We start from the raw sequence: 26434 nt of genomic DNA, 5'->3' as shown, positions 1-26434 counted from the left end.
GCCTTGCGCACGTAGGCGAGCATCGCCGAGGTGCTCCCCGAGAAGTCGCACGCCGCGACGACCTCGGGGCTGCACTCGGGATGGGCGAGGATCACGACGTCGGGGAACTGCCGGCGCACCGCGGCGATGTCCTCGACGGTGAACTTCTCGTGCACTTCGCAGCGGCCGGTCCAGCCGATCATCGCGTACTCGAGCGCCTCGTCGCGCGACGCGGCGCCCTTCGGCGTCTTCGTCGGGTAGATGATCGTCCGCCCGGTCTCGCGCGCGACGTTGCCGGCGAGGTACTCGTCGGGGAGGAAGATCACCGTCGGCGCGTCCAGCGAGCGCACGACGTTCGCCGCGTTGCCGGAGGTGCAGCAGACGTCCGATTCGGCCTTCACGTCGGCGTAGGTGTTGATGTAGGTGACGACCGGAACGCCGGGGTAGCGCCGCTTGAGCTCGCGCACGTCCTCGGCGGTCACCGCCTCGGCCAGCGAGCAGCCGGCGACCTTCGCCGGCAGCAGCACGGTCCGCGTCGGGTTGAGGATCTTCGCCGTCTCGGCCATGAAGCGCACGCCGCAGAAGACGATCGGATCGCCGCCCGTTTCGGCGGCGCGCCGCGAGAGCTCGAGCGAGTCGCCGCCGAAGTCGGGCACGCCGTGGAACAGCGCCGGCTCCATGTAGTTGTGGCCGAGGATCACCGCGCCGCGGCGGGCCTTGAGCTGGTTGATTTCGAAGACCAGCTCCGCCTTGCGGCGCAGCTCGAAATCGGGAACGACGTCCGCGAGCAGCTCCCGCAGACGTTCGTAGGTGCGTTCGACGGTCGGTTCGACGATCGGCATCGGGGCGTCCCCCGCCGGCGCGCGCAGGTTCGCGCCCGGGGCGGCCATGACACCTTCCCCCGCCGGCTTTGTCAACTCGCGGAGGCGGCCTCGGCCCCGGAGCGCCCGGACGGACGCGCGCCGAGCGCGCGGAGGAGCCGGCGCGCGGCGGCGGCCGGATCGGCCGCGCCGAGGACGGCGCGACGGACGGCCGCCCCGTAGGCGCCGGCCTCGCGCAGTTCGGCGATCCGCCCCTCGTCCACCCCGCCGATCGCGAAAACCGGCACGGCGCCGGCGGCGGCGGCGACGCGCCGCACGAGCCCCGGCCCCGCCCCGGCGAAACCGGGCTTGGAAGGCGTGGGGTAGATCGTGCCGACGACCAGATAGCGCGCGCCGTCGGCCAGCGCGCGGGCCGTCTCCGCCTCGTCGTGCACGGCGCGTCCCCACGGCTCGGGAAGCGGCTTCTCCGGCAGCGGCGCCGCCGCGGAAAGGTGCAGGCCGCAGCCGCGCTCGCGCGCCATCTCGGGGCGCCCGTTGACGACGATCAGCGTTCCCGGAGGCAAGGCGCTTTGGATGTCCTCGACCAGTTCCAGGAGGACGTCGGGAGGGAGATCCCGCTCGCGCACTTGGAAAAACCGCGCCCCGCCGGCCGCCGCGGCGGCCAGCACGTCCACGAGGTCCCGCCCGCCGGTTGCGTGGCGGTCGGTGACGACCATCAGCCGCGGCAGGGACAGCTTCGCGCACATCGGCGGTTCCTCCCCGCGGCGAAATCTACGCCCCTTCGCCCCCGCGCCGCGTCGGGGACGGAGAAATCCCGGACGAACGGCCGCGACGGAAGCGGTCAGCGCTCCGGCGCCGCCGGGGCTTCTTCCTCCTGCCGGTCCCGCTCGCGCGCCTTCGGGTTGAGCGCGCTGTCGCGGCGGGAGCGGCCCGCCCCCTCGCCCGCGCGAATCCGGTCGAGCGAGGCGGTCCAGTCCTTGGAGTTGAGGTAGGAGCGGAGCTTGTCGAGGATCACCTGGTCCTCGTCGATGTCGTAGACCCCCGGGTCGAGGATCCGGATCGTCGCCGAGGCCTCGGGCTCCGGCTTCTTCTCGCGCGCCCAGGCGGGCGTTCCCTGCTGGTAGACGTTGAGCACCGGGATCGTCTGGTAGACGAACGCCCCGAACGAGTTCCGCGCGACGAGCGTCACCGGCCCGGTCGAGGAGATCCGCTCCCGCCCCTTCCCCTGCAGCAGACCGTCCGCGGGATGGCCCGCGAGCAGCCGCGGCGCGCGGTCTTCGGCAAGCAGCCAGACGAGGTGAGCCCCTTCGACCTGGAAGCGGAACTGGACCTCGGCCGCGCCTTGGATCGTCTGCGGCACGACCTCGAATCCCGCGAGGCGGAGCGTCTGCCCGCCCTCGGTGACCGTCCGGACTTCGTAGAGGCGGCGGTCGTCGCTCGGATCGGTGTCCCAGCGATTGAAGTCGCCGACCTGGCGGTTCAGCACCGCTTCGTAGACCTCCCCTTGCCGGATCGAGGCGTTGGGAAGCCAGATTTCGCAGAGCGCGACCTGGCCCTGCGGCAGGCCGTCCCCTTCGCACGTGCCGAGCGCTTCCTTGGCGTCCTTGACGCGGACGATCAACTCGAACGCGCCGGCGCGCGGCACGGCCTTTTGGTTTTCGACGAGCGCCTGCACGACGACCCGCGGAACGCCCCCGTCGGTGCGGATCTCGTGGACCCGCAGATCGATCACCGCCAGATCGCCGGCGCCGGGATCGGCCTTGTCCTTCTTGCCACCGAACAGACCCGCCACGGCGATCGAGCCCGCGGCGACGAGGACGACGGCGGCGACCGCCGTGCGGGACAGCCTCTTCCCGATCATCGCGCTCTCCTTCCCGGCCGAAGCCGGGCGCGGAACGTCCCCAATATAGTGCGGACGGCCGCCCAAGGCAGAACGATTGGGGGGCGCCGCGCCGTATATCCATCGGTTCGGAGGAAACGATGGAGACGTCGCGCGTCGTCCGCGTCCGCCGGCACGGCGGTCCCGAGGCGCTGTTGTTCGAGGACCGCCCGGTCCCCGAGCCCGGCCCCGGGGAGGTCTTGGTCCGCCTCGAGACGATGGCCTTGAACCATCTCGACCTGTGGGTGCGCGGCGGGATTCCCGGCGTCCGTTTCCCCCTGCCGCTCGTTCCGGGCTCGGACGGCTGCGGCACGATCGTGCGGCTCGGCCCCGGCGTCCTCGAGCCGGCGGAAGGAACGCGCGTCGTCGTGCTGCCGGGGCTCTCGTGCGGGCGCTGCCGCCGCTGCCTCGCCGGCGACGACAACCTCTGCGCCTCCTACGCCATCCTCGGCGAGACGCGCGACGGCACGAGCGCGGAACACGTCCTGCTTCCCGCGGCGAACGTCGCGCCCGCGCCGCCGCGCCTCGACGACGACGCCGCGGCCGCCTTCCCGCTCACGTTCCTCACGGCGTGGAACATGGTCGTCCGCAAGGGACGCGCCGCGCCGGGAACGCGTCTTCTGGTCCACGCCGCCGCGTCGGGCGTCGGTTCGGCGGCGATCCAGATCGCGCGCCTCGTCGGCGCCCGCGTCGCGGCGACGGCCGGCGCGCCGGCCAAGCTCGACCTCGCGCGGCGCCTCGGCGCCGACGACGCGTTCGACTACGGCGATCCCGACTGGACGGCGAAGGCGCGCGCCTGGGCGGGGAGCGAGGGGATCGACGTCGTCGTGGACAGCGTCGGCGCCGCCACCTTCGCCCCGTCGCTGCGCCTTCTCGCGCGGGGCGGGCGGTACGTCTTCTGCGGCGCCACGTCCGGGTTCGAACTGCAGGCGGACTTCCGGCCGATCTTCTTCAAGAACCAGGAGATTCTCGGTTCGACGATGGGGCGTCGCGCCGATCTGCTGCGCGCGCTGGAGTTGGCCGCGGACGGCAAGCTCGTCCCGGTGATCGACGGGGTCTTTCCGTTCGCGCGGATCGGCGAGGCGCACGAGCGTCTCGCCTCGCGCCGCAACGTCGGCAAGGTCGTGGTGCGGATCGCGCCGCGGGACTGAGCGACGCGCCGGAGGGCCGAGCGGCGCGCGGTCGCGCGGCGCGCCCGCGCCTCAGTCCAGAACGCGCCCGTGGACCAACGAGTAGTGCCGCAGCGCGCTCGTCATGTGCGCGCCGACGGACGCGACGACGGTCGCCGCGACGTACAACTCGAGACGCGCCGCGGGGAAAAGGTTCCCGAGCCCGAGCAGCGCCAGCTTCAGCCAGACCGCGGCGCCCGCCCCCTGCACGGCGTACCAGCAGCTCTTCGCGAGGTCGACGCCGAGCAGCGCGAAACCGGTGGCGACGACGACGACGATCGGCCAGAGGAGCCGCTCGGCGTCGGCGCCGCAGCCGACTCCCCCGAGGACCAGCCCCATCGCGGCGATGTGGACCGACCGCAGCGCGACCTGCGCGGGACGCGCCCAGGCGAAGCGGCGCGGCGGCATCGGGAACAGCGCGGCGACGAGACGGCTCGGTGCGGTCATCGGCGACTCCCGGCGCGGCCCCGCCGGCGGAACGGGGCGGGCCGCCGGGGCGTCGGATCGTCCGCGGGCGCGTCGCCCGCGGTTCGTCCGGCCCGGCCGGCCCGCCCGCGCCGCGGGATCAGCGGGCCTGCTTGGCGAGCAGGTCCTTCACGACGTCCTTGTGCACCGTGAAGCCGAGCATCTTCAGCTTCACGTAGTCGTCGCGGTAGAAGTAGTACCCCTCGAACTTGCCCCAGCGCGCCGAGCGGCCGGAGTCCTTGATCAGGATCCAGTCGTGCTCGCCGGCCTGCGCGATGCCGACCGCGTGCAGGCCGTGGTCGTCGTCGGTCGTGCCGTTGTTGATCCGCAGTTCGCGCGCGTCCTGGCCGATCAGTTCCTGCGGGACGTCGAAGCTCGGCACGATCGCCGCGTCCTCGAAGCCGTTGATCCCCGGCTCGCTCACGTCGCCGCCCACGGCGACGGTGTAGCCCGCGGAGAGGGCGCGCTTGAGGGCCGCGTACCACTCGTCGAGCGGGACGTTGTAGTACTCCTTGCTGCGCCACCAGTTGTCCGGGTACTTGTACTCCGTGAAGGTGTAGAACGGATCGGCGAGCGTGGACACCATCTCGACGTAGTCGTCGAGCTTCAGCTTCGTCACGTCGTCGAGGAAGCTCTTCGGCGTGTAGGTCTTCCCCTCGAACTCGAAGCTCGCCGGCGGGGCGCCGATCTCGCGGTCGAGGATCGCGCGGGTCATCGTCGCGACGAGATCCTCGTCCCAGAGGTCGTTCTCCTTGATCCAGCGCGCGAAGCTCTCCATCCGCTGCGCGAGGCGCGCGTGGTCGTGCCGCCCGTCGGCCGCCTTCGTGCCCGGATAGGCCGAAAGCGGCACGATGCCGTACTGCTTCCAGATCCGCGGCAGCGCGTTCGATTCGGAGCCCTCGGCGACCGGCTGGTCGCCGCGCGTCCGCACGAAGCCGCGCATCTTCTCGACCCACTCCCAGTAGACGGTGTAGATCTCGGAGAGCTTGACCTTGCGGCCGGTCAGGCGCGCGATCTCCGACTCGTAGAACGAGGTCGTGGAGAAGCTCCAGCAGGTGTTGGTGAGGTACTGCGCCTGCGGCGGGAAGTGGAACGCCTGCTTGAACGCCTGCGGCCCGGCCGGCTTGACGAGCTTCGACATGTCGAAGCGCAGCGTCGTCCGCGCGGCCTTCTCCGCCTCCTTGGCGGCCTTCCGGTCGGCGCGGATCTTGGCGGTCGCGGCCTCCTCGGCCTCGTCCCGCTTGGCGTCCGCGGCCTCCATCTCCTTGAGGAGCGGATCCTCGTACTTCGGAACGTACTTGACGTGGTCCTGCGCCGGAGACGGCGCCGGCGCGGGGGGCGCGGCGGCGGGCTCGGCGGCGAGGGCGGGCAAAGCGAAGACGACGGCCAGCAAACCGGCAAGGGCGAGGCGCGGCATGGGACGACTCCTCGTGGGCGGGAACCCGCCCACGATACCATTTGCCGCGCCCGCCGCCCCGCCGCGCCGTCAGTGCTGCGTCGAGAAGTCGAGAACCTGCGGCTGGACGATCCGCATGTAGTCGGAGAGGCGCATGCGGATCGCCTGCTCGTGCGTGCCGGCGTTGAACGTGATCCATTCGTCGCCGGTGAGCCAGTCGCTCAGGTAGACCGGCAGGTTGTAGAGGTTGCCGAACGGGGGCGTCGCGCCCGGCTCGCAGTCGGGGCAGAGATCGCGCAGCTCGCGCTCCGTGCCGAGCCGGACTTCCTTCGCCCCGGTCAGCTTGCGGATTTGATCGACCTCGACGCGGTGGTCGGCCGGCACGACGGCCATCGCGAAGTTGCCGTCGAGCCGCATCAGGACCGCCTTCGCGAACTCCCGTCCGGGGGTCTTCGTGTGTTCCGCGGTTTCCTGCGCCGTGTAGTCGCGCCGATGGCGGATCGTCTCGTACATCACGCCGTGGCGCTCCAGCGTGGACCGCAGCCTGAACGGTACGGTGTCCATGGCCCGCCCTCCCTCGAACGTGGCCCTCGGGGGGGCGCCGCGCCGTGCGGCGACCCATGCTGCGAGCGCCACACCATTGTTCCGTCATCGGAATGTACGCCGAGGGAGTTCAGACGGCGGCGGACAGGGCGCGCTCCAGGACGTCGGCGAGTTCGGCGGGGGTGTACGGCTTGACGATCGCCGCCGCGAAGCCGTGCGCGGCGGGATCGACCATCGGCGGCGCGGTCGCGTAGCCGCTCGTCACGACGAGGCGCGCGCCGGGATCGATCGCCCTGAGGCGCAGCGCGGTCTCTTCGGCGCCGAGTCCCGCGGGCACGGTCAGGTCGAGCACGGCGGCCGCGAATCCGCGTCCCGCGGCGCGGGCCGCGGCGAACGCCTCGGCGGCCGCGGCGCCGTCGGCGAACGCCTCGCCGTCGAAGCCGAGCGTGGCGAGCATCTGCAGCGCGACGTCGCGCACCGCGTCGTCGTCGTCGAGGACGAGGACACGGCAGCCGCGCCGCGGCGCGCAGGCCGGCGCGGCGACGGGGCCGGCGACGGGGATCGGCGTCCGCGCCGCGGCCGGAAGGTAGACGTGGAACGCGGCGCCGGCGCCCGGCGCCGACTCGACGGCGACGTGGCCGTCGTGCTTGCGGACGATCGAGTAGCTCGTCGCGAGGCCGAGGCCGGTCCCTTCCTTCTTCGTCGTGAAGTAGGGATCGAAGATCCGCTGCTGCATCTCCGGCGGAATCCCGCAGCCGTGGTCGCGCACCGTCAGCCGCACGTAACGGCCTTCCTTGAGCGGCAGCCCGTCCGCGGCGTCCACGACCGTGTTCGCGGCGGAGATCTCGATCACGCCCCCCTGCGGCATCGCCTGCACGGCGTTGATCACCAAGTTCTGCAACACTTGGTTGATCTGCGCGGCGTCCGCGTCGGCCGGCCAGAGGTCGGCCGGGAGATCGAAGGCGCAGCGCGCCTGCGAGCCGCGCACGGCGAACGCGGCCGACTCCCGCGTCAGTTCGCCGATCGAGAGGGTGCGCTTGACCGGAGAGCCGCCCTTGGCGAACGTCAGCAGTTGGCGCGTCAGGCCCTGGGCGCGCGCCGCGGCGCGAGCCGCCTCGGCCACCCGTTCCTGCGCCGTCGCGACGTCCTCGGGCAGCGCCATCTCGGCGAGCGAGAGGTTGCCGAGCACGCCGGTCAGGATGTTGTTGAAGTCGTGGGCGACGCCGCCGGCGAGCAGCGCCACCGACTCGAGCCGCGCGTTGCGCCGCCGCTCGGCGTCGAGCCGCTCCTTGATCGTGACGTCGCGGAAAACGAGCACCGCGCCGACGACGTTGCTGCGCTTGTCGCGGACGGCGGCCACGCTGTATTCGACGAGCCGGTCCGGCCCGTCGCCGCCGCGCGGCGCGATCAGCGAGCGGAACGAGAGGGCCGAGGCGCCGCCGGCCTTGGCCAGCGCGCGCAGCGGATCGTGCGCCGGCTCCCGCGTGCGCTCGTCGAGCGGCGCGAAGACGTCGGCCAGCGGATGTCCTTCCGCCTCCTCGCGCGGCCAGCCGGTCAGCTCTTCCGCGGCGCGGTTGACGAGAAGCACGCGGCCCGCGACGTCGGTCGCGACGACGCCGTCGCCGAGACTGCGCAGGGTCACCGCCAGACGCTCCTTCTCCGCGGCGAGCGCCTCCTCGGCGCGGCGGCGCAGCGTGATGTCGCGCAACACCGCCACCACGCCGGCCGTCCTGCCGTCGCGCAGGATCGGCGTCGCGGAGACCTCGGCGTTGGCGAAGTCCGCCGAAGCCCGGCGTAGCCGCAGGTCGTAGGGGAGCGGCGCCTCGCCGCGCAGCAGCTGCGCGAGCATCCGCTCCTGCAGCCCGACGTCGTCGGGATGGACGAAGTCGGAAATCGGCCGTCCGACGAGCTCCTCCGGCCCGAAGCCGGTGACGCGCCGCGCCGCGGCGTTGACCGAGACGATCGTGCCGTCGGCGGCGAGCGTGCAGATCAGGTCCTGCGCCGTCTCGACGAGCAGGCGCGAAGCCGACTCGCTCTCCCGCAGCCGCTCCATCGCCGCCCGCAGCTCCGACGTCTTGGCGCGGACGCGGGCGCGCAGCACGCGGTTCCAGGCGACGAGCGCGGCGGCGACGGCGAGCAGCGCGGCGAGTCCCCAGAGGATCGCCGAGACGGAGAGACGCGAGCCCTTGAGCGCCTCGCCGCGCCAACGGTCGCGGAGCTCCGCGATCCGCTCCGGCGGGATCTTGGCGAAGCCGTCCGCGACGAGCCGCAGCGTCGCCTCGTCCCCCTTCCGCACGGCGGGGCGCAGTTCGGAGTCGTAGAGCGGCGGCGACATCCGCACGCGGTCCTCGAGACCGCGCTCGAAGACCGCGTAGGCGACGATCGGTTCCTCGGCGACGAAGACCCGCACCTCGCCGCGTTGAAACGCCGCGACGAGCGTCTCGTACCGCGGGTACAAACGAAGGTCCTGGACGCCGCGGCTCCGCAGGAACTCTTCGGCGTAGTCCCCCGCCACGACGCCGACGGCGAACGGGCGGAGCGCCTCGACGCTGGTGAGGCCGCCGAGACGCGGGTCGAAGAAGATCCGCGCGGGGATGTGGTCGATCGGCTCGCCGAAGTCGAAGAGGCGCTCGCGGGCCGGCGAGCGATTGAGGCCGTTGATGACGGCGGCGCGCCCGTCAAGAACGGCGCGCTGCATCTCGAGCCACGGTCCGCCTTGGATGTCCACCGACACGCCGGAGACGCGCTCCCACTCCCGCCAAAGATCGACGGTGAAGCCGGCGAGCCGACCGTCCGAACCGCGGAAGAGGTAAGGCGGCGCGTCGTCCTCGTCCACGACCACGAGCCGCCGCGGGACCGTGGCGCCCGCCGGCGCCGCGGATGCGGGCGCCGCGCCCAGGGCGGCGGCGAGCGCGACCGCGCCGAGGCGAAGCAGGACCTCGCGGCGAACGAGCAAGAAGCGGCTCCTCAGTGGGTCGATGGGGCGGAAGCCCCGCAGTGTGCGACGTTAGAGCCGACAGTTTTACGCATCAAGCAAAGGCGCGGCCTTTCGCCGGCGCCCTGCGTCGGGAGCGCGGCGGGGGCGAAACGCCCCGCGGAGCGGACGAGACTCACGAGAGGGCGGCGCGCAGCTTCTCGGACAGAGCGGGCATTTGGAACGGCTTCTGCAGGAACCCGGCCAAGCCGTGCCCGCGGAACCGTTCCGCGGCGTCTTCTTCGTTGTAGCCCGAGGCGAGGATGACCTTGATGCCGGGCTGACGGCGCTGGAGCTCCTGGAACGTCTCGAGCCCGCCCATCCGCGGCATCGTCATGTCGAGCAGCACGGCGTCGATTTCGCCGGGGTGCTGTTCGAGGACTTCGATCCCCTCGACCCCGTCGCCGGCGGTGAGCGCGCGGTACCCCAAACGCTCGAGCATCAGGCGCGAGACGTTGCGGACCAGTTCCTCGTCGTCGATGACGAGGACGGTGGCGGTTTTCGGGGCGTCGCTCAGAAATCCTCCCGCAAGGCCGCGACGGAGCGCGACAAGGTGCGAAAAGAGAATACACGCACGGGGCGGGCCGGGCGAGAGAAGAGAACGTCCTTTCCGGCGCGCAGACGCGGCGCGTCGGGCGCCTCCGTCAGCGGGAACGGGCCGCGATCGCCGCGCGGATCGCGGGCAGCGCGGCGCGGGCGGCCGCCTCGCCGGCCTCGATCATCTCGCGCCGCCGGTCGAAGTCGCGAAAGCCGACGACGCCGAGGTTCGGCTCGACGACGACGTCGGCCTCGCGCGCCCGCAGCCGGCCGATCTCCGCCGTCATCAACGTCACGGCGTGGAAGGCGACCTCCAGCGGGTTCTTCGGCCGCGTCCGCGGCACGGCGGGCGGGACCGCGACGGCGATCACGACGTCCGCCCCCATGCCGCGCGCCACGTCGGCCGGCAACGGATCGGTCACGCCGCCGTCGACGTAGGTCGCGCCGTCGATCTCCACCGGCACGAAGACGCCGGGGATCGCGCAGGAGGCGTGCACCGCCGGGGCCACGGGGCCGCGATCGAAGACCGTCGTCTTGCCGGTCGTCACGTCCACCGCGACCGCGGCGTACTTCACCTCCATCTTTTCGATCAGGTGGTGGCGCAGCCGGCTCCGCACGTAGTCCTCGAGCCGCTCCCCCTTGATTAACCCTCCCGAAAAAACGGCCATCGCGCTGTAGTCGAAGAGGTCCCGTTCCTCGATCCCCGCGGCGAGAAACTCGGCGTCGAAGACGCGGCCCGAGTCGGCGTAGAAGGCGCCGACGAGGCTCCCCACCGAGGTCCCGACGACGATGTCCACCGGGATGCGCTCCTGCTCGAGCACGTGGAGCACGCCGATCTCGGCGAAGCCGCGCACGCCGCCGCCGCCGAGCACCACCGCGACGCGCGGCGGGCGGGCCGGCGCCTCGACCGCCGCGGGGAAACGCGGCGCCGCGGGGCGCGGTCCGGGGACCGTGGCGCAGGCGGCGAGGAACGCAGGGGCGAGGCAGAGCAGGAGTCGGGCGAGCGTCGTCGGACGATTCATCGCAGAAGATCCCCCTCGTTGGGGCGGGGATTGTCGCACGGTGAAGCCGAGACTGTTGCGCCGCCCGAATGAGTCCGCGCGGCTCTTCTCCACGTCTCCTCCGCGGCGGAGGGAACAGGGCTTCGGTCAGCTTGCGTGCAATCCGAGGCGACACGCGCCTACTGATTCGCCGGTCCGTTCCCGTGCAACAGGCTCGGCGTCACCGTGGGTTTGTCGCCTTCGGACGCCGCGCGCCGCAAACAGATCCAGCGGCGGCGGCCCGCGACGGCCGGTCTCAACGCGGCGCGGGCGCGCTAGGGGGCGGGTCCGGAACGATGGGCGCGCGCGATGCCAGAGGGCAGCCGAGACAGCCGCCCCCGCAAGAGGAAGCTCCTGTTCCGCACGACGGGCCGGCGCCGAGCGAACGCCAAGGACCGCGCGCGGCGCCGCAGTCGGCGGCGGCGCGGGAGGACCGAGACCGGTCCTTCGCCAACCAGCGGGCAATCGCGCGAACTAATCTCATCGGAGAAGACACTAACGTCGCGGCGGGACGACGGCAAGCCGCTCACGGTGAAGCCGAGATTGTTGCAGGGGGACGGTCCGTCGAATCAGTGGGCGTTTGCGTCTCGAAGCCGCGCGCGAAAGGACCGGAATCGCCTTGCCGCCGTCGCCGGCGACGCGCATCGGACGGCCGCGCGACGTCGTTCGGCGGCCGCAACAATCTCGGCTTCACCGTGCAGGCGCTCAGTTGAGCGAGCGCGGCATCTCCAGCGAGAAGGAGTCGATCACGGCGTCGAACCACGACCCGTCGTCGCGGACCATCTGGTAGCTGCCGCGCATCGCGCCGAACGACGACGGGAGCGGGCAGAAGCTGGTGTACTCGAACGCCTCCCCCGGCTCGAGCCGCGGCTGCTCGCCCACGACGCCGGGGCCGCGGACGTGCTCGACCCGCCCCTCGCCGTCGGTGACGATCCAATGCCGACTGACGAGGCGCACCGGCGACTGGCCTTCGTTGGCGATCCGCACCCGGTAGCCGAAGAAGTAGATGTCCCGCGCAGGCTCGGATCGGTCGGGGAGGTAGAAGCTCCTGACCTCCACGCGGACGCCTTCGGTTTGGGCGACCGAATGTCCCATGCCCAGAGCGTACGGCGATCGCGGGCGCCTCTTCGGCCGAACCTGATTCGGGCTATCCTTCACTCAATTGCCGCCGCCCCCCGCGGCCGCCCCAAGGACCAGCGATGCCCCCCACCCGTCACGTCGTCATGGCTCTGCTGTCGCTGTGCTGCATCACTTCCGCCGTCGCCGACGGACGATTTCCGTCGCCGAGCCGCTACGTGCCGCTCGCCGGCGCCGCGGCCCCGGCGCCCGCCGCGCTCAAGCAGGAGAGCTCGGCCGGGGCGCTTTACGCGGCGCGCCTCGAGACGCCCGGCCTGATGGTCGGCGAGGCGCCGACGGAGCGCGGACCGCGCGCCGTCCTCGAGCTTCAGGGCGGCGGCGTGACCGGCGCGCTCGGTCATCCCCGTCTTCCGGCGAGCCGCCGCCTCGTCGAAGTTCCGCGCGGCGCCGCGGTCGCGCTCGACGTGGACGAAGGGGTCTGCACGACGGTCTCGCTGAAGGAGTGGGGCCTCCCCGATCGGCTGTTGCCGGTCCAGCCGCCGGTTCCGAAGGTCGAGGGAGCGGTCGTCCCCTACGTCGAGGACCACCTGGCCTACGCCAAGGACGAGCTCTACCCCGCCGCCGCGGCGGAGATCGTGGACCGCGCCGTGATCCGCGGGCGCGAGGTCGCGCTGGTCGAGATCCGCCCGGTCCGCGCCAACCCGGCGCGCGGCGAGCTGCGCGTCTGCCCGTCGATCGGCGTGCGCCTCGTCGCCGAGGGCGCCGCGGTCAAGGCGAACGCCGAGGGCGCCGCGGCCAAGGAGAACGCCGAGGCCGCGCGCCTCGCCTCGCCGCAGCTCGACGCCGCGCTCGCCGGAGTCGTCGCCTCGACCAACGAGACGGCGGCGGCGACATCCGGCCCGGTCGGCGTGGGCGGAGCGACCGACGAAGGCGCCGAAGGGATGCTGGTGATCGTCCACGACAGCCTCGTCTCCGCGCTGCAGCCGTTCGTGGACTGGAAGCGCAGGACCGGCTTCAAGGTCGAGGTGCTCAAGACCTCGCAGATCGGCGTCTCGCCCGACGACGTCGCCGTCAAGGCGGCGATCCAGCAGCGGTACCAGCAGTGGAGCCATCCGTCGCTCGGCTTCGTGCTGCTCGTCGGCGACAGCGCCTACGTGCCGGTGCACGTCGGCTCGGCGATGGGCTACAGCCAGCCGGACGAGAACTGGTACGCCTGCGTGGACGGCAGCGACTACCTCCCGGACCTCGCGATCGCGCGGATCTCGACGCAGACCGCGGCCGAGACGACCAACGTCGTGAACAAGCTGCTGATGTACGAGCGCGCGACGTTCCCCACGACCGCGTGGCTCTCCAAGGCCGGGTTCGTCGGCACGCAGGAAGCCGACTACATCACCACGATCGAGACGACGCACGACTACGTCAACACGACGTACTACGTGCCGAACGGCTACCAGCAGACGGCGTACAGCCACGGCGCGGCGGCGAGCGACCGGCACTACCACAGCTACGGCGCGACGCGCGCCGACATTTCCGCGTCGATCAACGACGGCCGCGGGATCGTCGAGTACTCCGGCCACGGGGCGGAGAGCATGTGGTACGGGCCGGGGGACAACGGCTCGGCCAGCTACCGGCAGGCCGACGTGGCGGCGAACACGAACTCGGGCATGTATCCGTTCGTCGTCGCCAACGCCTGCCTCACCGCGCACATCAACTACGGTTCGGACGTCGTCGGCGAGACTTGGCAGAAGTCGGCGAACAAGGGTTCGGTCGGCTACTGGGGAGCGAGCGACTACAGCTACTGGGACGAGGACGACATCCTCGAGCGCTCGTTCCACCAGCATCTCTTCTCGGCCGCCGCCCCCTTGGCCGGGCAGCTGACGAACCTCGCCAAGCTCGACGTCTACAACCACTACGGCGCCGCCGACAACGTCGCCTACTACTACCAGATCTACACGCTGCTCTCCGAGCCGTCCCTTTCGATTTGGCTCGGCGCGCCGAAGGCGATGTCGATGACGACGACGCCGAGCCTCGCGGTCGGCGGAACGGCGTTCGAGGCGACGGTCACCGACGGGACGAACCCGATCGCCGGCGCGCTCGTCGCCGTGCAGCGCTCGTCGGACCACGTGCTCGAGGCGGCCTACACCGACGCGGCGGGGCACGTCGCGCTGACCCTCGCGCCGCCGCCGGCGGCGACCGGAACGATCGCCGTCACGGCGACCCGTCCCGGCCGCCGGCCGGTCGAGACGACGATCCCGGTCGATCCCGCCGCCGGCGCGGTGCTCGGGCTCGATCCCGCCGCGCTCGACGATTCCGCGGGGTGCGACCCCGACGGCTACGGCGACCCCGGCGAGTGGGTCGTCGTCCGCGCCACGCTTCACAACTACGGCCTGACGGCCGCGACGAACGTCGCCGCGACCCTCTCCTCGACCAGCAAGATCTACGTGACCGAAGCCCCGCTGGTCGTCGGGACGCTCGCCGGGGGCGCGTCGCAGGCGATCAACTTCCACGTGCAGATCGGCGCCGTCTCCTGCCTCGACTCGGCGACGTTCACGGTCGCCGCGACCGGCGACGGCGGCCTCGCCGCCTCGACCTCGTTCCAGGCGACGCTGAACCGGGACTTCAGCGAGACGCGCACGACGGAGACGATGGAGCACGCCGGCGCCGCGCCGTCCGGCTGGACCCACGGCGCGGGCAGCGGGACGGACGACTGGGCGATCGTCGCCACGGCCAACAACACCCAGGGCGGGCAGTACTCGTTCCACTGCTCGGATCCGGATTCGACGAGCGAGAAGTGGCTCGCCACCCCCGCCTACACCGTCGTCGCCCCGAACCCGCGCTTCGAGGTCTGGCACCAGATCGCCTCCGAGGCGTCGTGGGACGGCGGACGGCTGGAGATTTCGACCGACGGCGGCGCGAACTGGAACGACGTCGGATCGCACTTCACCGAAGGCGGCTACGACGCGACGCTCAAGGGGGGCGCGCTCAGCGGACAGCAGGCGTGGACCGGATCGACGTCGTTCCGCCGCACGGTCGCCGACCTCTCGTCCTACGTCGGCCAGACCGTCAAACTCCGTTTTCGCTTCTCTTCCGACGATTCGGTCAACGTCGCCGACGGCGGCTGGTGGATCGACGACGCGGCGTTCGTTTACGGCGCCGGCGTCGGCTGCGACTCGCACAAGTGCGGCGTGCCGACGCGCGACACGGCGATCGCCTCGATGACGAAAGGGAGCGGCGTGACCCTCGTCTGGCGCGCCGATCCGCTGGCCGTGCGCTACAAGATCCTGCGCGGCGCCGACGCGACGAAGAAGGCCTCGTTCGTGGACGTGACGGCGCAGGATGCGGACCCGACCGACACGACCTTCACCGACAACGCCGCGGGGAACTTCGCGGCCTATTTGGTCGTCGTCGTCGGGCCGGACGGCGACGGGCCTTGGGGCGCCTTCGCTCCCTGACTCTTCTTGCTTCGCCGCACGGGCGGGGCCGCTTGCGGCGCCGCGGCCTCCGGCCCGCGATCGACTTCCGCCGGCGGGGGCCACGCGATCGGCGCCGCCGGAACGCCGTCGGCGACGATCGTCAGCCGCGCGCCGTCGGCGAGGAAGTCGAACAACTCCCGGACGTCCGGGTTGAGCAACGCCACGCACCCCTGCGTCCAGTCCCACACCTTGTGCAGGCTTCGCGGATTGCCGTCTCCGGGCACTTGGCCGCGCTCGAGCCGCACGCGCCCTTCCTGCGCCTCGTTTTCCAGCCACGCCGTGACGCTCGGATGCTGCCCGTGGATCATGATCCAGCCGCCGAGCGGCGTCTCCTGCGGCGGGCAGCCGCCGTCGCGCGTCGCCTGCTCGATCGCCGCGACGACGTCGGCGCCGATCAGCCCCGCGGCGAGGCCGCGCTGCGCGTCCTTGAGGTTCGGATAGTTGATCAGCAGCCCGCGGTGATAGGCGCCGGGCACGTGGCGGCAGACGGCGTACTCCCCTTCGGGGGTGCGCGAATCGTGCGCCTTTTCCTTGTCGCCGGTGGGACGGCCGCCGAGCTGCACGCGGTAGGCCTTGACCATCAGGTCGCCGACGTAGAGTTCGAGCCGCCGTTGGCTCTTGATGATCACCGCCCGCGCCGCGAGCAGCTTCCCGTCGTCGTCGCGCGGCAGGCCGAGCCGGCCGACGATCTCGGCGAGCGGGACTTCGGGGCCGAAGAGGCGGGAGTCGTAGCGCTTGACGTCGCGGCGGACTTCCGCCTTCGCCGCGCCTTGCCTCTGGCGCGCGCGCCCGGCCGCCTCGGCGACCGGCGCGGCGAGGCCGCAGGCGAGCGCCAGCGCGAGCGTCGCCCGCGCCGCCTTCCCGCCGATGCCGCCTTTGATCCGCCCGAGTCCCATAGCGGCGGCATGGTACCCCGCCGCGGCGCGCGCATCACTCCGCGAGCGCGCTTCCCAGTCGCTCCGCGTCGAGGCCGACGCCGAGCACGCCGTCGAGCCGCTTCGTCGCGCGGCCCTCCTCGAAGAAGATCACCGTCGGGACGACCTCGATCGCGTGGAGCGTCCAGAGCGGGTTGGCCTCGTCGTCCACGACCGCCTCGACGGCGCGCCGCCCGTCGGCCGCCTCCAGCGCGCGCCGGAACTCCGGCGCGAAGCGACGGCAGTGCGGACACCACGTCGCGTGGAACAACACGGCGCTGCGGCCGCGGGCGACGGCCCGCGCCAGACCCTCGGGATCGACGACGGTGGTCATCGAAACGCCTCCCGGCGGAAACGCTCAGCGCCCGCCGATGGTGAACTCCGCGACCATAGACTGCATCCCGCCGGCCTGTCCCGCGAGTTCCTGCACCACCGCCGCCGTCTCCTCGGAATTGGCGGCCGTCTGCTGCGTCGTCTGGTTCATCTGCGTGATCGCCTGGTTGACGCGCGCGATCCCCACCGCCTGCTGCTCCGAGGCGGCCGCGATCTCGGCGACCATCTCGTTGATCCGGCCGCCTTGTCCGGCGATCTCCTCGAACACCCGCAGCACCTCGCCGTTCGCCGCCACGCCGTTCTCGGCGTTCTTCACCGACCCCTCGATCAGGTCGGCGGTGCTCCGCGCCGCCTCGGCCGAGCGCATCGCCAGGTTGCGCACTTCCTCGGCCACGACGGCGAACCCCTTGCCGGCGTCGCCGGCGCGGGCGGCCTCGACCGCCGCGTTGAGCGCGAGCAGGTTCGTCTGGAAGGCGATCTCGTCGATCGTCTTGACGATCTTGGCCGTCTCGTCGGACGAGGTCTTGATCCGCTCGATCGCCGTCGAGAGGCGTCCCATCGCCTCCTTGCCGCGCCCCGCGCTCTCCGCGTTCGACGACGCGGCGGCGCTGGCCTTCCGCGCGCCGTCGGTCGCCTGGCGGGTCATCGAGGAGATCTCCTCGAGGCTCGAGCCGATCTCCTGCAGCGTCGCCGCCTGCTCCGAGGCCGACTGCGCGAGCGCCTGGCTGGAGACGCTGATCTCCCCCGAGGCCGCCGCGACCTGCGACGCCGCGCGCGAGACCGTCTGCATCCCTTCGTCGAGGTTCGCCACGGCGGTGTTGAGCGCGTTCTTGATCAGCGCGTGGTCGCCGGCGTATTCGCCTTCGACCCGCGCCGTCAGGTCGCGGTCCGCGACCCGCTGCAGCACCCCCGCCGCCTCCTGCATCGGCGAGACGAGCGCGTCCAGCGCGCCGTTGATCCCCTCGACGATCCGGCGGAAGTCGCCGCGGTGGCGCGCGGCGTCGGCGCGCGTCGTCAGCCGGCCGGCGACCGCGCCGTCCACGAGTTGTTCGGCGTCGGCGACGAGCGCGCGGATCGCCGCGGCGGCGGTGTTGAGGTTCTCCTTGATTCGCTCGAACTCGCCCCGGTAGGCGTCGGTGATCGGCTCGGGGACGTCCCCGGCGGCGATCCGCTCGAGGTTGCGCGCCGCGACGCGCAGCGGCGCGGTCAGCGCGTCGAGGGTCTCGTCCACGCCGGCGACGATCTTGCGGAACTCCCCTTCGTGGCGCGACGCGTCGGCCCGCACGTCGAGCCGCCCCTCGACCGCCGCGCGGTGAAGCTCCTCGATGTCGGCGATCATCGCCTTGACCGCGGCGACGCAGGTGTTCTGGCCGCGCTTCAGCAGGTCGAAGTCGCCGCGGTACTCCTCCGTGATCGTGGGCGGCATGTCGCCGCGCGCGATCCGCTCCATGCCGCGCGCCGCGGCGGTCAGCGGCCCGACGACGGCGTCGATCGCGCCGTTGACCCCTTCGATGATCCGGCGGAAGTCCCCTTGGTGCCGCGAGGCGTCGGCGCGCACGCCGAGCCGCCCGGCCGCGGCCGCCTCGGCGATGCCGCGCGCGTCGGCGACGAGGGCCCCGATCGCCGCGCTGCAGGTGTTGAGCGCGTCCTTGATCTCGTTGAACTCGCCGCGCCAGTCGGTCTCCAGCCGCGGCGGAACGTCGCCGCGGGCGATCCGCTTGAGGTGGTCGGCGGCGACGTCGAGCGGCGCGGTCACCGCGTCGAGCGTGGCGTTGATCCCCTCGACGATCTTGCGGAACTCCCCTTGGTGCCGCGCCGCCTCGGCGCGGACGTGCAGCTTGCCGTCGAGGGCGCCGCGGCAGAGATCCTCCACGTCGGCGATCAGCGACTTGATGGCCGCCGTGCAGACGTTGAGGCTGTCCTCGATCGCCTTGAAGTCGCCGCGCGCGCCGAGCGCCACCCGCTCCGGCACGTCGCCGCGGGCGATCTCCTCCATGCTCCGCGCCGCCGCGGCGAGCGGGGCGACGACGGCGTCGAGCGTGGCGTTGAACCCCTCGACGATCGTCCGGAACTCTCCCTGATGTCGCGCGGCGTCGGCGCGCTCGGAGAGGCGTCCCTCGAGCGCCGCGCCGCTGAGCCCGTTGACGTCGGCGATCAGCGCCTTGATCGCCGCGACGCAGAGGTTGAGGTTGTCGCGGATCTTGTTGAAGTCGCCGCCGAAGTCCTCGGCCACCCGCGGCGGCATCTCGCCGCGGGCGATCTTCTCCAGTTGGTCGGAGGCGAGCACGAGCGGGCGCGCCATCGCCTGGAAGACGTCGTTGACGCCGCCGACGAGCTCGGCGAAGGCGCCCTCGAAGCGGGTCGCGTCGCCGCGCACCTCGAGGCGTCCGACGCGCGCGGCCTCGATCAACCGCCCCGTCTCGCCGAGCACGTCGCGCAGGTTGCCCACCGCCCGGGCGAAGCTCTTCGCCAGGACGTCCCGCTCCGAGCGCGGCTCGACCCGCACCGACAGGTCGCCGCGTCCCAGGGCGTCGGCCGCCTGCGCCGCCCCCTTGATGTAGTCCACGAGCGAGCGGAAGGCGTCGGCGAGTTCGCCCGTCTCGTCGTCCGAGCGGTGCGCGATCTCCTGGTCCACGTCGCCGTCGGCGATCCGGCGCGCGACCTCCGCCAGCGCGACGAGCGGCCGCGACGTGCGGTCCACGACGACCTTCACGGCGAAGCCGGCGCCGACGATGATCACGAGGAAGAGGGCGAGCGTCGCGTAGCGCTGGACGCGGGTCGCGGTCTCGACGCCGGCGAGGCGCGCGCGCAGCTCCTCCGAGAGCCCGTCCACCAACTTCTGCAGCTCGCCGTGCAGCGCTTCCTTCCCCTGCGCGACCTGCGCCGCCCGGGCCTGCAGCTCGTCGGTCAGCTGCCCTCCGACCATCTTCGGGTAGAGCGCGGCCGAAGCCTGGTCCTGCGCGACGAACGCCGCGGCGTCGGCCGCCACGGCGTCGGTCCACTTCTTGTCGAGTCCCTCGAGGGCGTCGAGCTCGCGGAACGCGCCGGAGACGATCTCGCCCTGCGCCGCCGCTTCCTTGAGCAGCCCCGCGTCGCCCATCACCACGGCGTCCTGATAGAACTTCCCCTGCCGCTCGAAGGCGGTGAGGGCCCGCTGGCCGAGCTGGGAGGCGGGGAAGAGGGCGCGGGCCGTCGTCTCGACGCGCGATTCCGAGGCGAGGCCGAGGACGAAGTTCACGCCCGTCGTCAAGCAGTACCCGCCGGCGACGATGCCGACCGTCAGCCAGATCTTTCCCGCGATTTTCATTCCCGCCTCCGTCCTTCGTTCGTCCTCGCCCGCGTTCGCCGGCGCGGGGCGGGCGGGGATCGTCCCGCCCGCCCCCGCGTCTACTGAACCTTGACGACCTTCACGCCCGGGTGCGGCGTGCCGTCGTCGATGTAGCCGATCGCCCCCTTGGTCTTCGCGACGAAGGCGACCAGGTCCTCTTCGCTCTCGAACTGCTGCGGCATCTTTCCCTTGCCGGTGAAAGCGAGGTTCCGCCACGCGCTGAGGAACTGCTGCGGGCTCTTGTTCAGGTGTCCCTTGAGGAACGCCTCGTGCGCCGGCCCGCCCTTCAGCGTCGCCACGACCGCCGGCGTGCCGTCGGGCAGCGACTGCGTCTTGCCGGTGAAGACCGCCTCGAGCGCGTCCTTGGAGATCGCGCCGAACCCGGCGCCTTGGTTGACGACGACGATCGTCCCCGCCGAGGCGAGGCCGACCGCGCCGAGCCACGCCGCGGCGAGGCCCAGCGAGAGAGTGACCGTTCTGCGCATCCAGCTCATCGCTCGTTCCTTTCCGCCCGCGGGCTCAGAAGATGAAGGACAGCTTGACGGCGAGGAGCCGCCACTTGTCGGCGAGGACGGGCTGGAGCTGGGGGACGAGCGTCGCCGTCCCGTTGTCCGCGTTCAGCAGGCCGGCGGTCCCGCGGACGTCGTGGTACTCGACCTTGGCGATCCAGTTGTCGTTGATGTCGAAGCGGAGCGAACCGACCCATTCCTTCTGGTCCTTGCCGGCGTCCCGGTCCTCGAAGACCGAGCGCATCGCGCTGGCCTCGACGAGCCGCGAGAAGCGGTAGGTTCCCTGCCCGTACCACGAGCGCCGGTCGAGGAACTGCGTCGGCAGGACGTCGCTGTCCCACCGGGCGCGCCAGCGGGACTGCTCGGCGCGCAGCGAGAACTTGTCGTTGACGTACTCGCCGGAGTAGACGACGAACTGCTGGTTGTTCGAAGACATCTGCAGCGTCGGCGGCAGGTGGAGCAGCGCGGCCGCCTGCGGCGTCGTGTCGCCGTCCATGGTGAACGAGGCGCGGGCGAGCGTGGCCGCGAAGCGGAGGCCGGAGAGCGGCGCGTTCCAGATCAGCTCTCCCCCTTCGAGGCGGTCCACGTTCCACTTCCGCACGACGAAGACGCCCTTGTCGTTGAAGACCTTGGAGACCGAGCTGTCCGTTCCGAGCTGCGTGTTGCCGCGGTAGACCTCGTAGTCGAGGCTGCCGGCGGGGCCGAGCTTCAGCGTGCCGTACGCCTCCGCGCCGGTCACCGCGACCATCATGTCGCGGAAGCGGATGTCGTAGACGCCGAACGGCAGCAACACCGTCGTGCGCAGCGAGTCGATGTCGGCGATCTCGTTGTAGAACCCGTACGGGGTCTTGAACCGGCCGACGCGGACGCCGAACCGGTCGTCGAAGCGGTAGTCGGCGAACGCCCAGTCGAGATCCACTTTGTGCTCGCCGAGGTCGCCGAGCGTGCGGGAGAAGAGCTGCACGCCGATCCGCAGCTTCGGCGTCGGGCTGCTGGAGAAGTTGATCCCCATCTCGGTGAAGTCGAAGCTCCCCTTGCTGGAGCGGGCGAGATAGTTGTTCTCGTTCGACTTCAGGAACCCTTGGCTGAGAAAGCCGTGGATCTCGACCTGGCCGAGATCGGCGGCGTAGGAGGCGCCGGCGGCCATCAGGAGCGTCGCGGCGACGAGGACGGGGCGCCGCGCGCGGCGCGCGAAAGCGGACATTCGGGTCATGTCGTTCCTCCGGACCGCAGGTCGCGGACGTGCGGACCCCTCCCCGTCCGCGCCGCGCCCGACCTCGGTCGAAGGAACTCTTCGTGGGCGAAACGCCGGTTCTTGACCTTGTTCACCGGAAAAATTTACTTGTTGCGATTATTATTGCGACGGCGGTCGCAGCTTAGGCCGGCCGCTCCTCGACGACGGCCCAGCGGACGGGACGCGCCGGATCCGGAAACTCGCGCACAAGCTGGAGATGCAGCGACTGCGCGCTGAGCACGCCGACCAAGGCCATGTTGTCGGCCTGCGAAAACTGCCGGTCGCCCCCCGCCCGGCACTTCGCCCAGAGCCGCTCGACCAGCGCCGGATCGAAGAGACCGGCCGCCCGGACCGCCTCCGGCGAGAGCAGCTCGGAGACCCAGGGCGGGGCGTCCGCCCCGGCGAAGGCGAGGGCGTCCGGCGCGCGGTACGGCTGCTTGCGCCGGGCGATGATCTCCGGCGGAACCAGCCCTTCCGCGGCGCGCTTGAGGACCAGCTTCTCCTCGAGGCCGTCGAGCTTGAAGCGGTCGGGCAGCGAGAGGGCGAGCTCCACGACGTCCCGGTCGAGGAACGGGAAGCGTCCCTCGACCGAGTGCCCCATCAGCATCCGGTCCCCCTGGGACGAGAGGAGATAGGGGGAAAGGAGCGTGCGGATCTCGATGTACTGGTCCTGGGCGAGGAACGACCAGTCGCCGAACTCGGCGGGGAGCGTCGCCAGAAACTCCCCCGCCGCGTCGCGGCCGGCCAGCGCCGCCTTGACGTCGGCGGAGAAGAACTTCTTGAGCGCCGCCGCGGCCGACCAGCGCGGGGCGTGGCCGAAGCCGGGACAGCGCCAACGGTCGAGGCCGCGGCCGAAGAAGGCCCGCGCCATCGCCCGCTGCGCGACCGGCGAGCGGGCGAGGTAGGGGTAGAGCTTCTCCAGCAGCAGCGGCCGCAGGCGCGAGTCGGGACGGCGCGCCCAGAAGCGGCGCACCTTCGCCTCGCGGAACAGGTCGTAGCCGGCGAACAGCTCGTCGGCGCCCTCCCCCGTCAGCACGACCTTGATCCCATCCCGCCGCACGAGCCCGGAGAGCAGGAACATCGGCGCCGGCGCGGTCCGCAGCAGCGGCTTCTCCGCGCAGCGCACGACGTCCGGGAAGACGGCGGCGATGTCGCGCCGCTCGACGACGACCTCCGCGTGCTCGCTCCCCAGCCGCTCGGCCATCAGGCGCTGATGCGGCGTCTCGTCGTACTCGGCGTCGGCGAAGCGGAGCGAGAAGGTCTTGAAGCGCGCCCCCTTGGCCCGCAGGCCGAGCGCGGCGACGAGCGAACTGTCGAGCCCGCCCGAGAGGTAGCTGCCGACCGGCACGTCGGCCCGCAGCATCCGCAGGCTCGTCGCCTCCTCGAGCGCCGCGCGGACCGCGGCGGCCGCTTCCTCCGGCGTGCCCGGGCGCTCCTCCGCCGGGGAGCGGGGCGCCCGCGGCGTCCACGTCGTCCCCGCGCGCTCCGCGCCGCCGACGAACGAGCGCCACGTTCCCGGAGGCAGTTCCTCGACCCCTTCGAAGCAGGTCCGCGGCGCGGGGCAGGACCAGAAGGTGAAGACGTCGTCGAGGCCGCGCGGATCGATCCGCCGCGGAATCGCGCGGTCGGCGGCGAAGATCGCCTTCGCCTCGCTGGCGAAGTAGAGCCGCCCGTCGCGGCGCAGCAGGTGGAGCGGCCGCACCCCGAGGCGGTCGCGGGCCAGCGTCAGCTCGCCCGAGCGGGCGTTCCAGAGCGCGGCGGCCCACTGGCCGTTGAAGCGGGCGAACGCCTCGGCGCCCCACTCCTCGAAGGCGTGGACGATGACCTCGGTGTCGCTTTGCGTGCGGAAGGCGTGGCCGCGCGCGGCGAGGGCGCGGCGCAGCTCGAGGTAGTTGAAGATCTCGCCGTTGAAGGCGATCCAGAGCGAGCCGTCCTCGTTGGAGAGCGGCTGGGCGCCGGTGGAGAGATCGATGATCGAGAGGCGCGCGTGGGCGAGGCCGGCCCGGCGGTCGCGGTAGAGGCCGAACTCGTCGGGGCCGCGGTGCGCCAGCGCCCCCGCCATCCGCTCGAGCTCGATGCGCTCCGGCCCCGCGGCGCGTCCGTCCAACGCGACGATTCCGGCGATGCCGCACATCGGCTACTCCGCGACGATCGGTTCGACGGTCAGCGGCGGGCAGCGCAGGTAGTCCGCGGCGCGCCGCTTGGCGCGCACGTCGCGGAAGACCCGCTCGACCTGTTCCTCGGTCAGGTCGAGCGCCCGGCCGACGTCGGCCGCGGCGACGCCGTGGGTCGCCGCGTAGAGGCAGAGATCCATCTTGTCGTAGGGGAGCGCGAAGTAGAACTCCTCCTGCGTCTGGGGGAGCGAGAACGTGTCGGTCGTCGGCGGCCGCCGCAGGATCTCCTCGATCACGCCGACCCGCGCGGCGAGGGCGTAGACCTGCGTCTTGTAGAGATGGGCGATCGGCTTGATGTCGGCCGCGCCGTCGCCGAGCTTGACGAAGAACCCCTGGTCGAACTCGAGGCGGTTCGGGGTGCCGACGACGGCGTAGTTGAGCCGGTCGGCGTGGTAGTACTCGGTCATCTTCCGCGTGCGCTGCTTGTAGTTGGTGGCGGCGACGAGCTGCAGGTACGCCTTGGCCGAGGGGCGGCGCGTGTCGCGCCGGCCGTCCGGCGCCTCGACGGTGAGGTGGGTCACGTTGAGCCGGTCGGAGTCGAGCAGCGGCGGCAGAGTCAGCTTGCACTTCCAGCCCGGGCCGTACTCGGGGAAGACCTCGCGGATCGCCTCGTCCTGCCGCGCGTAGCAGCCGGCCGCGCGGAGGGTCGGCGCGATCTCCTCGACGACGTGCGGCACGCCGAGACGCTCGGCGAGCTCCGTCGCCAGGCGGAGCGAGTCGGACGACGAGTCGCGCTCGGGGAGGAAGAGCCCGAGCACGCGGTCCGGACCGAGGGCGCGGGCGGCGAGCGCCGCGCAGAGCGAGCTGTCGATCCCGCCGGACATCGCGACGACGACGCCGCGGCGGCGGAACCGCTCGAAGACGGTGCGGCGAATCCATTCCTCGATCCGGGCCGCCTCGGCGGTCCAGTCGAGATCCAGAACGTGCGGACCGAACATGAGCCCCCTCCGTCTAGCGACTGCAAGACCGCACTGAAAGTACGGCGAGCCGACTGCGGCGCAGCGGCTGGCCGGGCGTTATACTTTCTGCCTTGCATCGGGAGTGACCGGCGGCCGAAGCCGACGGTCCGGCAACCTGGGGCGGACACCCAAGGTGCCTCCCGGCGACCGCCAAGCGGCCCGTCGGGGATGCGGCCCGCGATTCACAAAAAGGGCAATCAAGTGTCCGCGAGAGCCCGCCCAGTCCGATGCCGGAGGCGGGCTTTTTTCGTGTCGTCGGGGGGCGCCCCGGCGCGGAGACGCGGCTGATGGCAAGAAGCGAACGGTACACCCTCACCTCGGAATCGGTCACGGAAGGACACCCGGACAAGGTCTGCGACCTCATCGCCGACAGCGTTCTCGACGAATGCCTCGAGCAGGACCGCGACAGCCGCGTCGCCTGCGAAGTCCTCTGCAAGGGGAACCTCGTCATGATGGCGGGGGAGATCACGACCCGGGCGGAATTCGACCGCGAGGCGCTCGTGCGCCGGGTCGTCGAGGAGATCGGCTACGTCGATCCGGCGGAGCCGTTCGCGGCCTCGACGCTCAACGTGGCGATCCACTTCACGCGGCAGGCGCCGGAGATCGCGCAGGGCGTGAACCGCAGGAAGAAGGAAGACCAGGGCGCCGGCGACCAGGGGATCATGTTCGGCTACGCCACCGACGAGACGCCGGAGCTGATGCCGCTGCCGATCCTGCTGGCCCACAAGCTGGCGCGGCAGCTGGCCAAGGACCGCAAGACCGAGAAGGTCGGCTGGCTCCGTCCGGACGGCAAGACGCAGGTCTCGGTGAACTACGTGGACGGCCGGCCGGAGAAGGTCACGGCGGTCCTCGTCTCGACCTCGCACACCCCCGAAGTGACGAAGCACCAGAAGAAGATCGCCGCCTACGTGCACGACGAGCTGATCCCGACGGTGCTCAAGCGCTGGAACCACCCGGGGATCGAGGTGCTCGTCAACCCGACCGGCAGCTTCGAGAAGGGCGGCCCGGGCGTGGACGCCGGCGTGACCGGCCGCAAGATCATCGTCGACACCTACGGCGGCGCGGCGCACCACGGCGGCGGCGCCTTCAGCGGCAAGGACCCCTCGAAGGTGGACCGCAGCGCGGCCTACTTCTGCCGCTACGTCGCCCGCCAGCTCGTGCTGCACGGCCTCGCCAAGCGGGCCGAGCTGCAGGTGGCCTACGCGATCGGCCGCGCGAAGCCGATGTCGGTGAAGGTGGACACGTTCGGGACGGGCGACTCGCGCGCCGCCGAGGAGTTCGTGCGGAAGAACTTCGACTTCCGGCCGGCGGAGATCATCCGCAAGCTCAAGCTGCGGGCGCCGATCTTCCGGGAGAGCACGAACTACGGCCACTTCGGGCGGAAGGGTCTCCCCTGGGAGGCGTGACGCTCTCTTCTTGATTCGCGAAGGGCGGCCGGCGACATTCGCCGGCCGCTTTTTTTCGCGACGCCCGCGTTTCTCGATGCGTCTCCGGTCGGCCGAGAGGCGGCCGACCTCAAATCGCGGCGCCAAGACCAACCGAGTCCCGACGCCCGGCGTCCGAAACATCCCGCGCGAGCAGTAGCGCAACGAACCAAGGTCGGCCGCCGGGGGGGCCGGCGGACCCCTCA

At 71.8% G+C, this 26434-nt stretch carries 20 protein-coding genes and 1 riboswitch; of the genes, 3 read left to right on the top strand and 17 right to left on the bottom strand.

All coding sequences use genetic code 11. The features are described 5' to 3' along the window. The 3 genes from nadA to LLG88_12875 form a co-directional block, all read right to left on the bottom strand. Positions 1-821: quinolinate synthase NadA (gene nadA, locus LLG88_12885; GenBank protein ID MCE5247801.1), on the bottom strand; the 821-nt coding region annotated here is incomplete at its 3' end. Between the two features lie 71 nt (positions 822-892). Beyond that, on the bottom strand, positions 893-1546 hold the full coding sequence (locus LLG88_12880; protein MCE5247800.1) for a thiamine phosphate synthase: 654 nt from the start codon (positions 1544-1546) through the stop codon (positions 893-895). Between the two features lie 95 nt (positions 1547-1641). Continuing rightward, complete coding sequence (locus LLG88_12875) at positions 1642-2661, bottom strand: hypothetical protein (protein ID MCE5247799.1); 1020 nt, start codon at positions 2659-2661, stop codon at positions 1642-1644. A gap of 119 nt (positions 2662-2780) precedes the next feature. Between LLG88_12875 and LLG88_12870 the strand changes: the two genes are divergently transcribed. Further along, on the top strand, positions 2781-3830 hold the full coding sequence (locus LLG88_12870; GenBank protein ID MCE5247798.1) for a zinc-binding dehydrogenase: 1050 nt from the start codon (positions 2781-2783) through the stop codon (positions 3828-3830). A 51-nt stretch (positions 3831-3881) separates the two neighbouring features. On the opposite strand, the gene LLG88_12865 is transcribed toward LLG88_12870, so the two are convergent. The 7 genes from LLG88_12865 to apaG form a co-directional block, all read right to left on the bottom strand. Further along, positions 3882-4295, bottom strand: coding sequence for a hypothetical protein (locus tag LLG88_12865; protein ID MCE5247797.1), 414 nt, complete (start codon positions 4293-4295; stop codon positions 3882-3884). 118 nt (positions 4296-4413) lie between these two features. Continuing rightward, positions 4414-5730: a C1 family peptidase gene (locus LLG88_12860; protein ID MCE5247796.1), complete on the bottom strand. Its 1317-nt coding sequence runs from the start codon at positions 5728-5730 to the stop codon at positions 4414-4416. Between the two features lie 69 nt (positions 5731-5799). Continuing rightward, on the bottom strand, positions 5800-6273 hold the full coding sequence (locus LLG88_12855; GenBank protein ID MCE5247795.1) for a YbaK/EbsC family protein: 474 nt from the start codon (positions 6271-6273) through the stop codon (positions 5800-5802). A gap of 109 nt (positions 6274-6382) precedes the next feature. After that, complete coding sequence (locus LLG88_12850; GenBank protein ID MCE5247794.1) at positions 6383-9208, bottom strand: PAS domain S-box protein; 2826 nt, start codon at positions 9206-9208, stop codon at positions 6383-6385. A 154-nt stretch (positions 9209-9362) separates the two neighbouring features. Next, entirely contained in the window at positions 9363-9707 is a 345-nt protein-coding gene (locus LLG88_12845) for a response regulator (GenBank protein ID MCE5247793.1), read from the bottom strand. Between the two features lie 163 nt (positions 9708-9870). Continuing rightward, a complete protein-coding gene (locus LLG88_12840; GenBank protein MCE5247792.1) occupies positions 9871-10785 on the bottom strand; it encodes a patatin-like phospholipase family protein in 915 nt (304 codons plus the stop codon). A gap of 723 nt (positions 10786-11508) precedes the next feature. Then, complete coding sequence (apaG, locus tag LLG88_12835) at positions 11509-11898, bottom strand: Co2+/Mg2+ efflux protein ApaG (GenBank protein MCE5247791.1); 390 nt, start codon at positions 11896-11898, stop codon at positions 11509-11511. Between the two features lie 104 nt (positions 11899-12002). Here apaG and LLG88_12830 point away from each other — a divergent pair, with 104 nt between their 5' ends. Then, positions 12003-15332 carry a C25 family cysteine peptidase gene (locus LLG88_12830; GenBank protein MCE5247790.1) on the top strand — a complete coding sequence of 1110 codons (3330 nt, stop codon included), beginning with the start codon at positions 12003-12005 and terminating at the stop codon, positions 15330-15332. Here LLG88_12830 and LLG88_12825 read toward each other — a convergent pair. The 7 genes from LLG88_12825 to nadE form a co-directional block, all read right to left on the bottom strand. Further along, positions 15272-16249, bottom strand: a complete 978-nt coding sequence (locus tag LLG88_12825) for a L,D-transpeptidase family protein (protein MCE5247789.1) — start codon at positions 16247-16249, stop codon at positions 15272-15274. The genes LLG88_12830 and LLG88_12825 overlap by 61 nt on opposite strands. A 34-nt stretch (positions 16250-16283) precedes the next feature. Beyond that, on the bottom strand, positions 16284-16601 hold the full coding sequence (locus tag LLG88_12820) for a thioredoxin family protein (protein ID MCE5247788.1): 318 nt from the start codon (positions 16599-16601) through the stop codon (positions 16284-16286). A gap of 24 nt (positions 16602-16625) precedes the next feature. Beyond that, positions 16626-19907, bottom strand: a complete 3282-nt coding sequence (locus LLG88_12815; GenBank protein ID MCE5247787.1) for a methyl-accepting chemotaxis protein — start codon at positions 19905-19907, stop codon at positions 16626-16628. An 80-nt stretch (positions 19908-19987) separates the two neighbouring features. Beyond that, positions 19988-20422, bottom strand: coding sequence for a phosphate ABC transporter substrate-binding protein (locus LLG88_12810; GenBank protein ID MCE5247786.1), 435 nt, complete (start codon positions 20420-20422; stop codon positions 19988-19990). A gap of 25 nt (positions 20423-20447) precedes the next feature. After that, a complete protein-coding gene (locus tag LLG88_12805) occupies positions 20448-21650 on the bottom strand; it encodes an OprO/OprP family phosphate-selective porin (GenBank protein MCE5247785.1) in 1203 nt (400 codons plus the stop codon). A gap of 163 nt (positions 21651-21813) precedes the next feature. After that, positions 21814-23805, bottom strand: a complete 1992-nt coding sequence (asnB, locus tag LLG88_12800; protein ID MCE5247784.1) for an asparagine synthase (glutamine-hydrolyzing) — start codon at positions 23803-23805, stop codon at positions 21814-21816. Between the two features lie 3 nt (positions 23806-23808). Next, positions 23809-24783, bottom strand: a complete 975-nt coding sequence (gene nadE / locus LLG88_12795; protein ID MCE5247783.1) for an NAD(+) synthase — start codon at positions 24781-24783, stop codon at positions 23809-23811. A gap of 89 nt (positions 24784-24872) precedes the next feature. Next, positions 24873-25015: riboswitch (SAM riboswitch) on the top strand. A gap of 76 nt (positions 25016-25091) precedes the next feature. Between nadE and metK the strand changes: the two genes are divergently transcribed. Continuing rightward, positions 25092-26210: a methionine adenosyltransferase gene (gene metK / locus LLG88_12790; protein MCE5247782.1), complete on the top strand. Its 1119-nt coding sequence runs from the start codon at positions 25092-25094 to the stop codon at positions 26208-26210. Positions 26211-26434: the final 224 nt, after the last annotated feature.

The sequence above is a fragment of the bacterium genome (genome assembly GCA_021372775.1).
Classification (GTDB): Bacteria; Acidobacteriota; Polarisedimenticolia; order J045; family J045; genus JAJFTU01.
Note: the sequence above shows the minus strand (reverse complement) of the source record. Positions and strands in the feature narration are given on the sequence as shown.

What these genes read in the sequence shown, in the direction of transcription:
- LLG88_12880 (MCE5247800.1), bottom strand. Translation starts at nt 1,546, where the DNA reads ATGTGCGCGAAGCTGTCCCTGCCGCGGCTGATGGTCGTCACCGACCGC.
- LLG88_12875 (MCE5247799.1), bottom strand. Translation starts at nt 2,661, where the DNA reads ATGATCGGGAAGAGGCTGTCCCGCACGGCGGTCGCCGCCGTCGTCCTC.
- LLG88_12870 (MCE5247798.1), top strand. Translation starts at nt 2,781, where the DNA reads ATGGAGACGTCGCGCGTCGTCCGCGTCCGCCGGCACGGCGGTCCCGAG.
- LLG88_12865 (MCE5247797.1), bottom strand. Translation starts at nt 4,295, where the DNA reads ATGACCGCACCGAGCCGTCTCGTCGCCGCGCTGTTCCCGATGCCGCCG.
- LLG88_12860 (MCE5247796.1), bottom strand. Translation starts at nt 5,730, where the DNA reads ATGCCGCGCCTCGCCCTTGCCGGTTTGCTGGCCGTCGTCTTCGCTTTG.
- LLG88_12855 (MCE5247795.1), bottom strand. Translation starts at nt 6,273, where the DNA reads ATGGACACCGTACCGTTCAGGCTGCGGTCCACGCTGGAGCGCCACGGC.
- LLG88_12840 (MCE5247792.1), bottom strand. Translation starts at nt 10,785, where the DNA reads ATGAATCGTCCGACGACGCTCGCCCGACTCCTGCTCTGCCTCGCCCCT.
- apaG (MCE5247791.1), bottom strand. Translation starts at nt 11,898, where the DNA reads ATGGGACATTCGGTCGCCCAAACCGAAGGCGTCCGCGTGGAGGTCAGG.
- LLG88_12830 (MCE5247790.1), top strand. Translation starts at nt 12,003, where the DNA reads ATGCCCCCCACCCGTCACGTCGTCATGGCTCTGCTGTCGCTGTGCTGC.
- LLG88_12825 (MCE5247789.1), bottom strand. Translation starts at nt 16,249, where the DNA reads ATGGGACTCGGGCGGATCAAAGGCGGCATCGGCGGGAAGGCGGCGCGG.
- LLG88_12820 (MCE5247788.1), bottom strand. Translation starts at nt 16,601, where the DNA reads ATGACCACCGTCGTCGATCCCGAGGGTCTGGCGCGGGCCGTCGCCCGC.
- LLG88_12815 (MCE5247787.1), bottom strand. Translation starts at nt 19,907, where the DNA reads ATGAAAATCGCGGGAAAGATCTGGCTGACGGTCGGCATCGTCGCCGGC.
- LLG88_12810 (MCE5247786.1), bottom strand. Translation starts at nt 20,422, where the DNA reads ATGAGCTGGATGCGCAGAACGGTCACTCTCTCGCTGGGCCTCGCCGCG.
- LLG88_12805 (MCE5247785.1), bottom strand. Translation starts at nt 21,650, where the DNA reads ATGACCCGAATGTCCGCTTTCGCGCGCCGCGCGCGGCGCCCCGTCCTC.
- asnB (MCE5247784.1), bottom strand. Translation starts at nt 23,805, where the DNA reads ATGTGCGGCATCGCCGGAATCGTCGCGTTGGACGGACGCGCCGCGGGG.
- nadE (MCE5247783.1), bottom strand. Translation starts at nt 24,783, where the DNA reads ATGTTCGGTCCGCACGTTCTGGATCTCGACTGGACCGCCGAGGCGGCC.
- metK (MCE5247782.1), top strand. Translation starts at nt 25,092, where the DNA reads ATGGCAAGAAGCGAACGGTACACCCTCACCTCGGAATCGGTCACGGAA.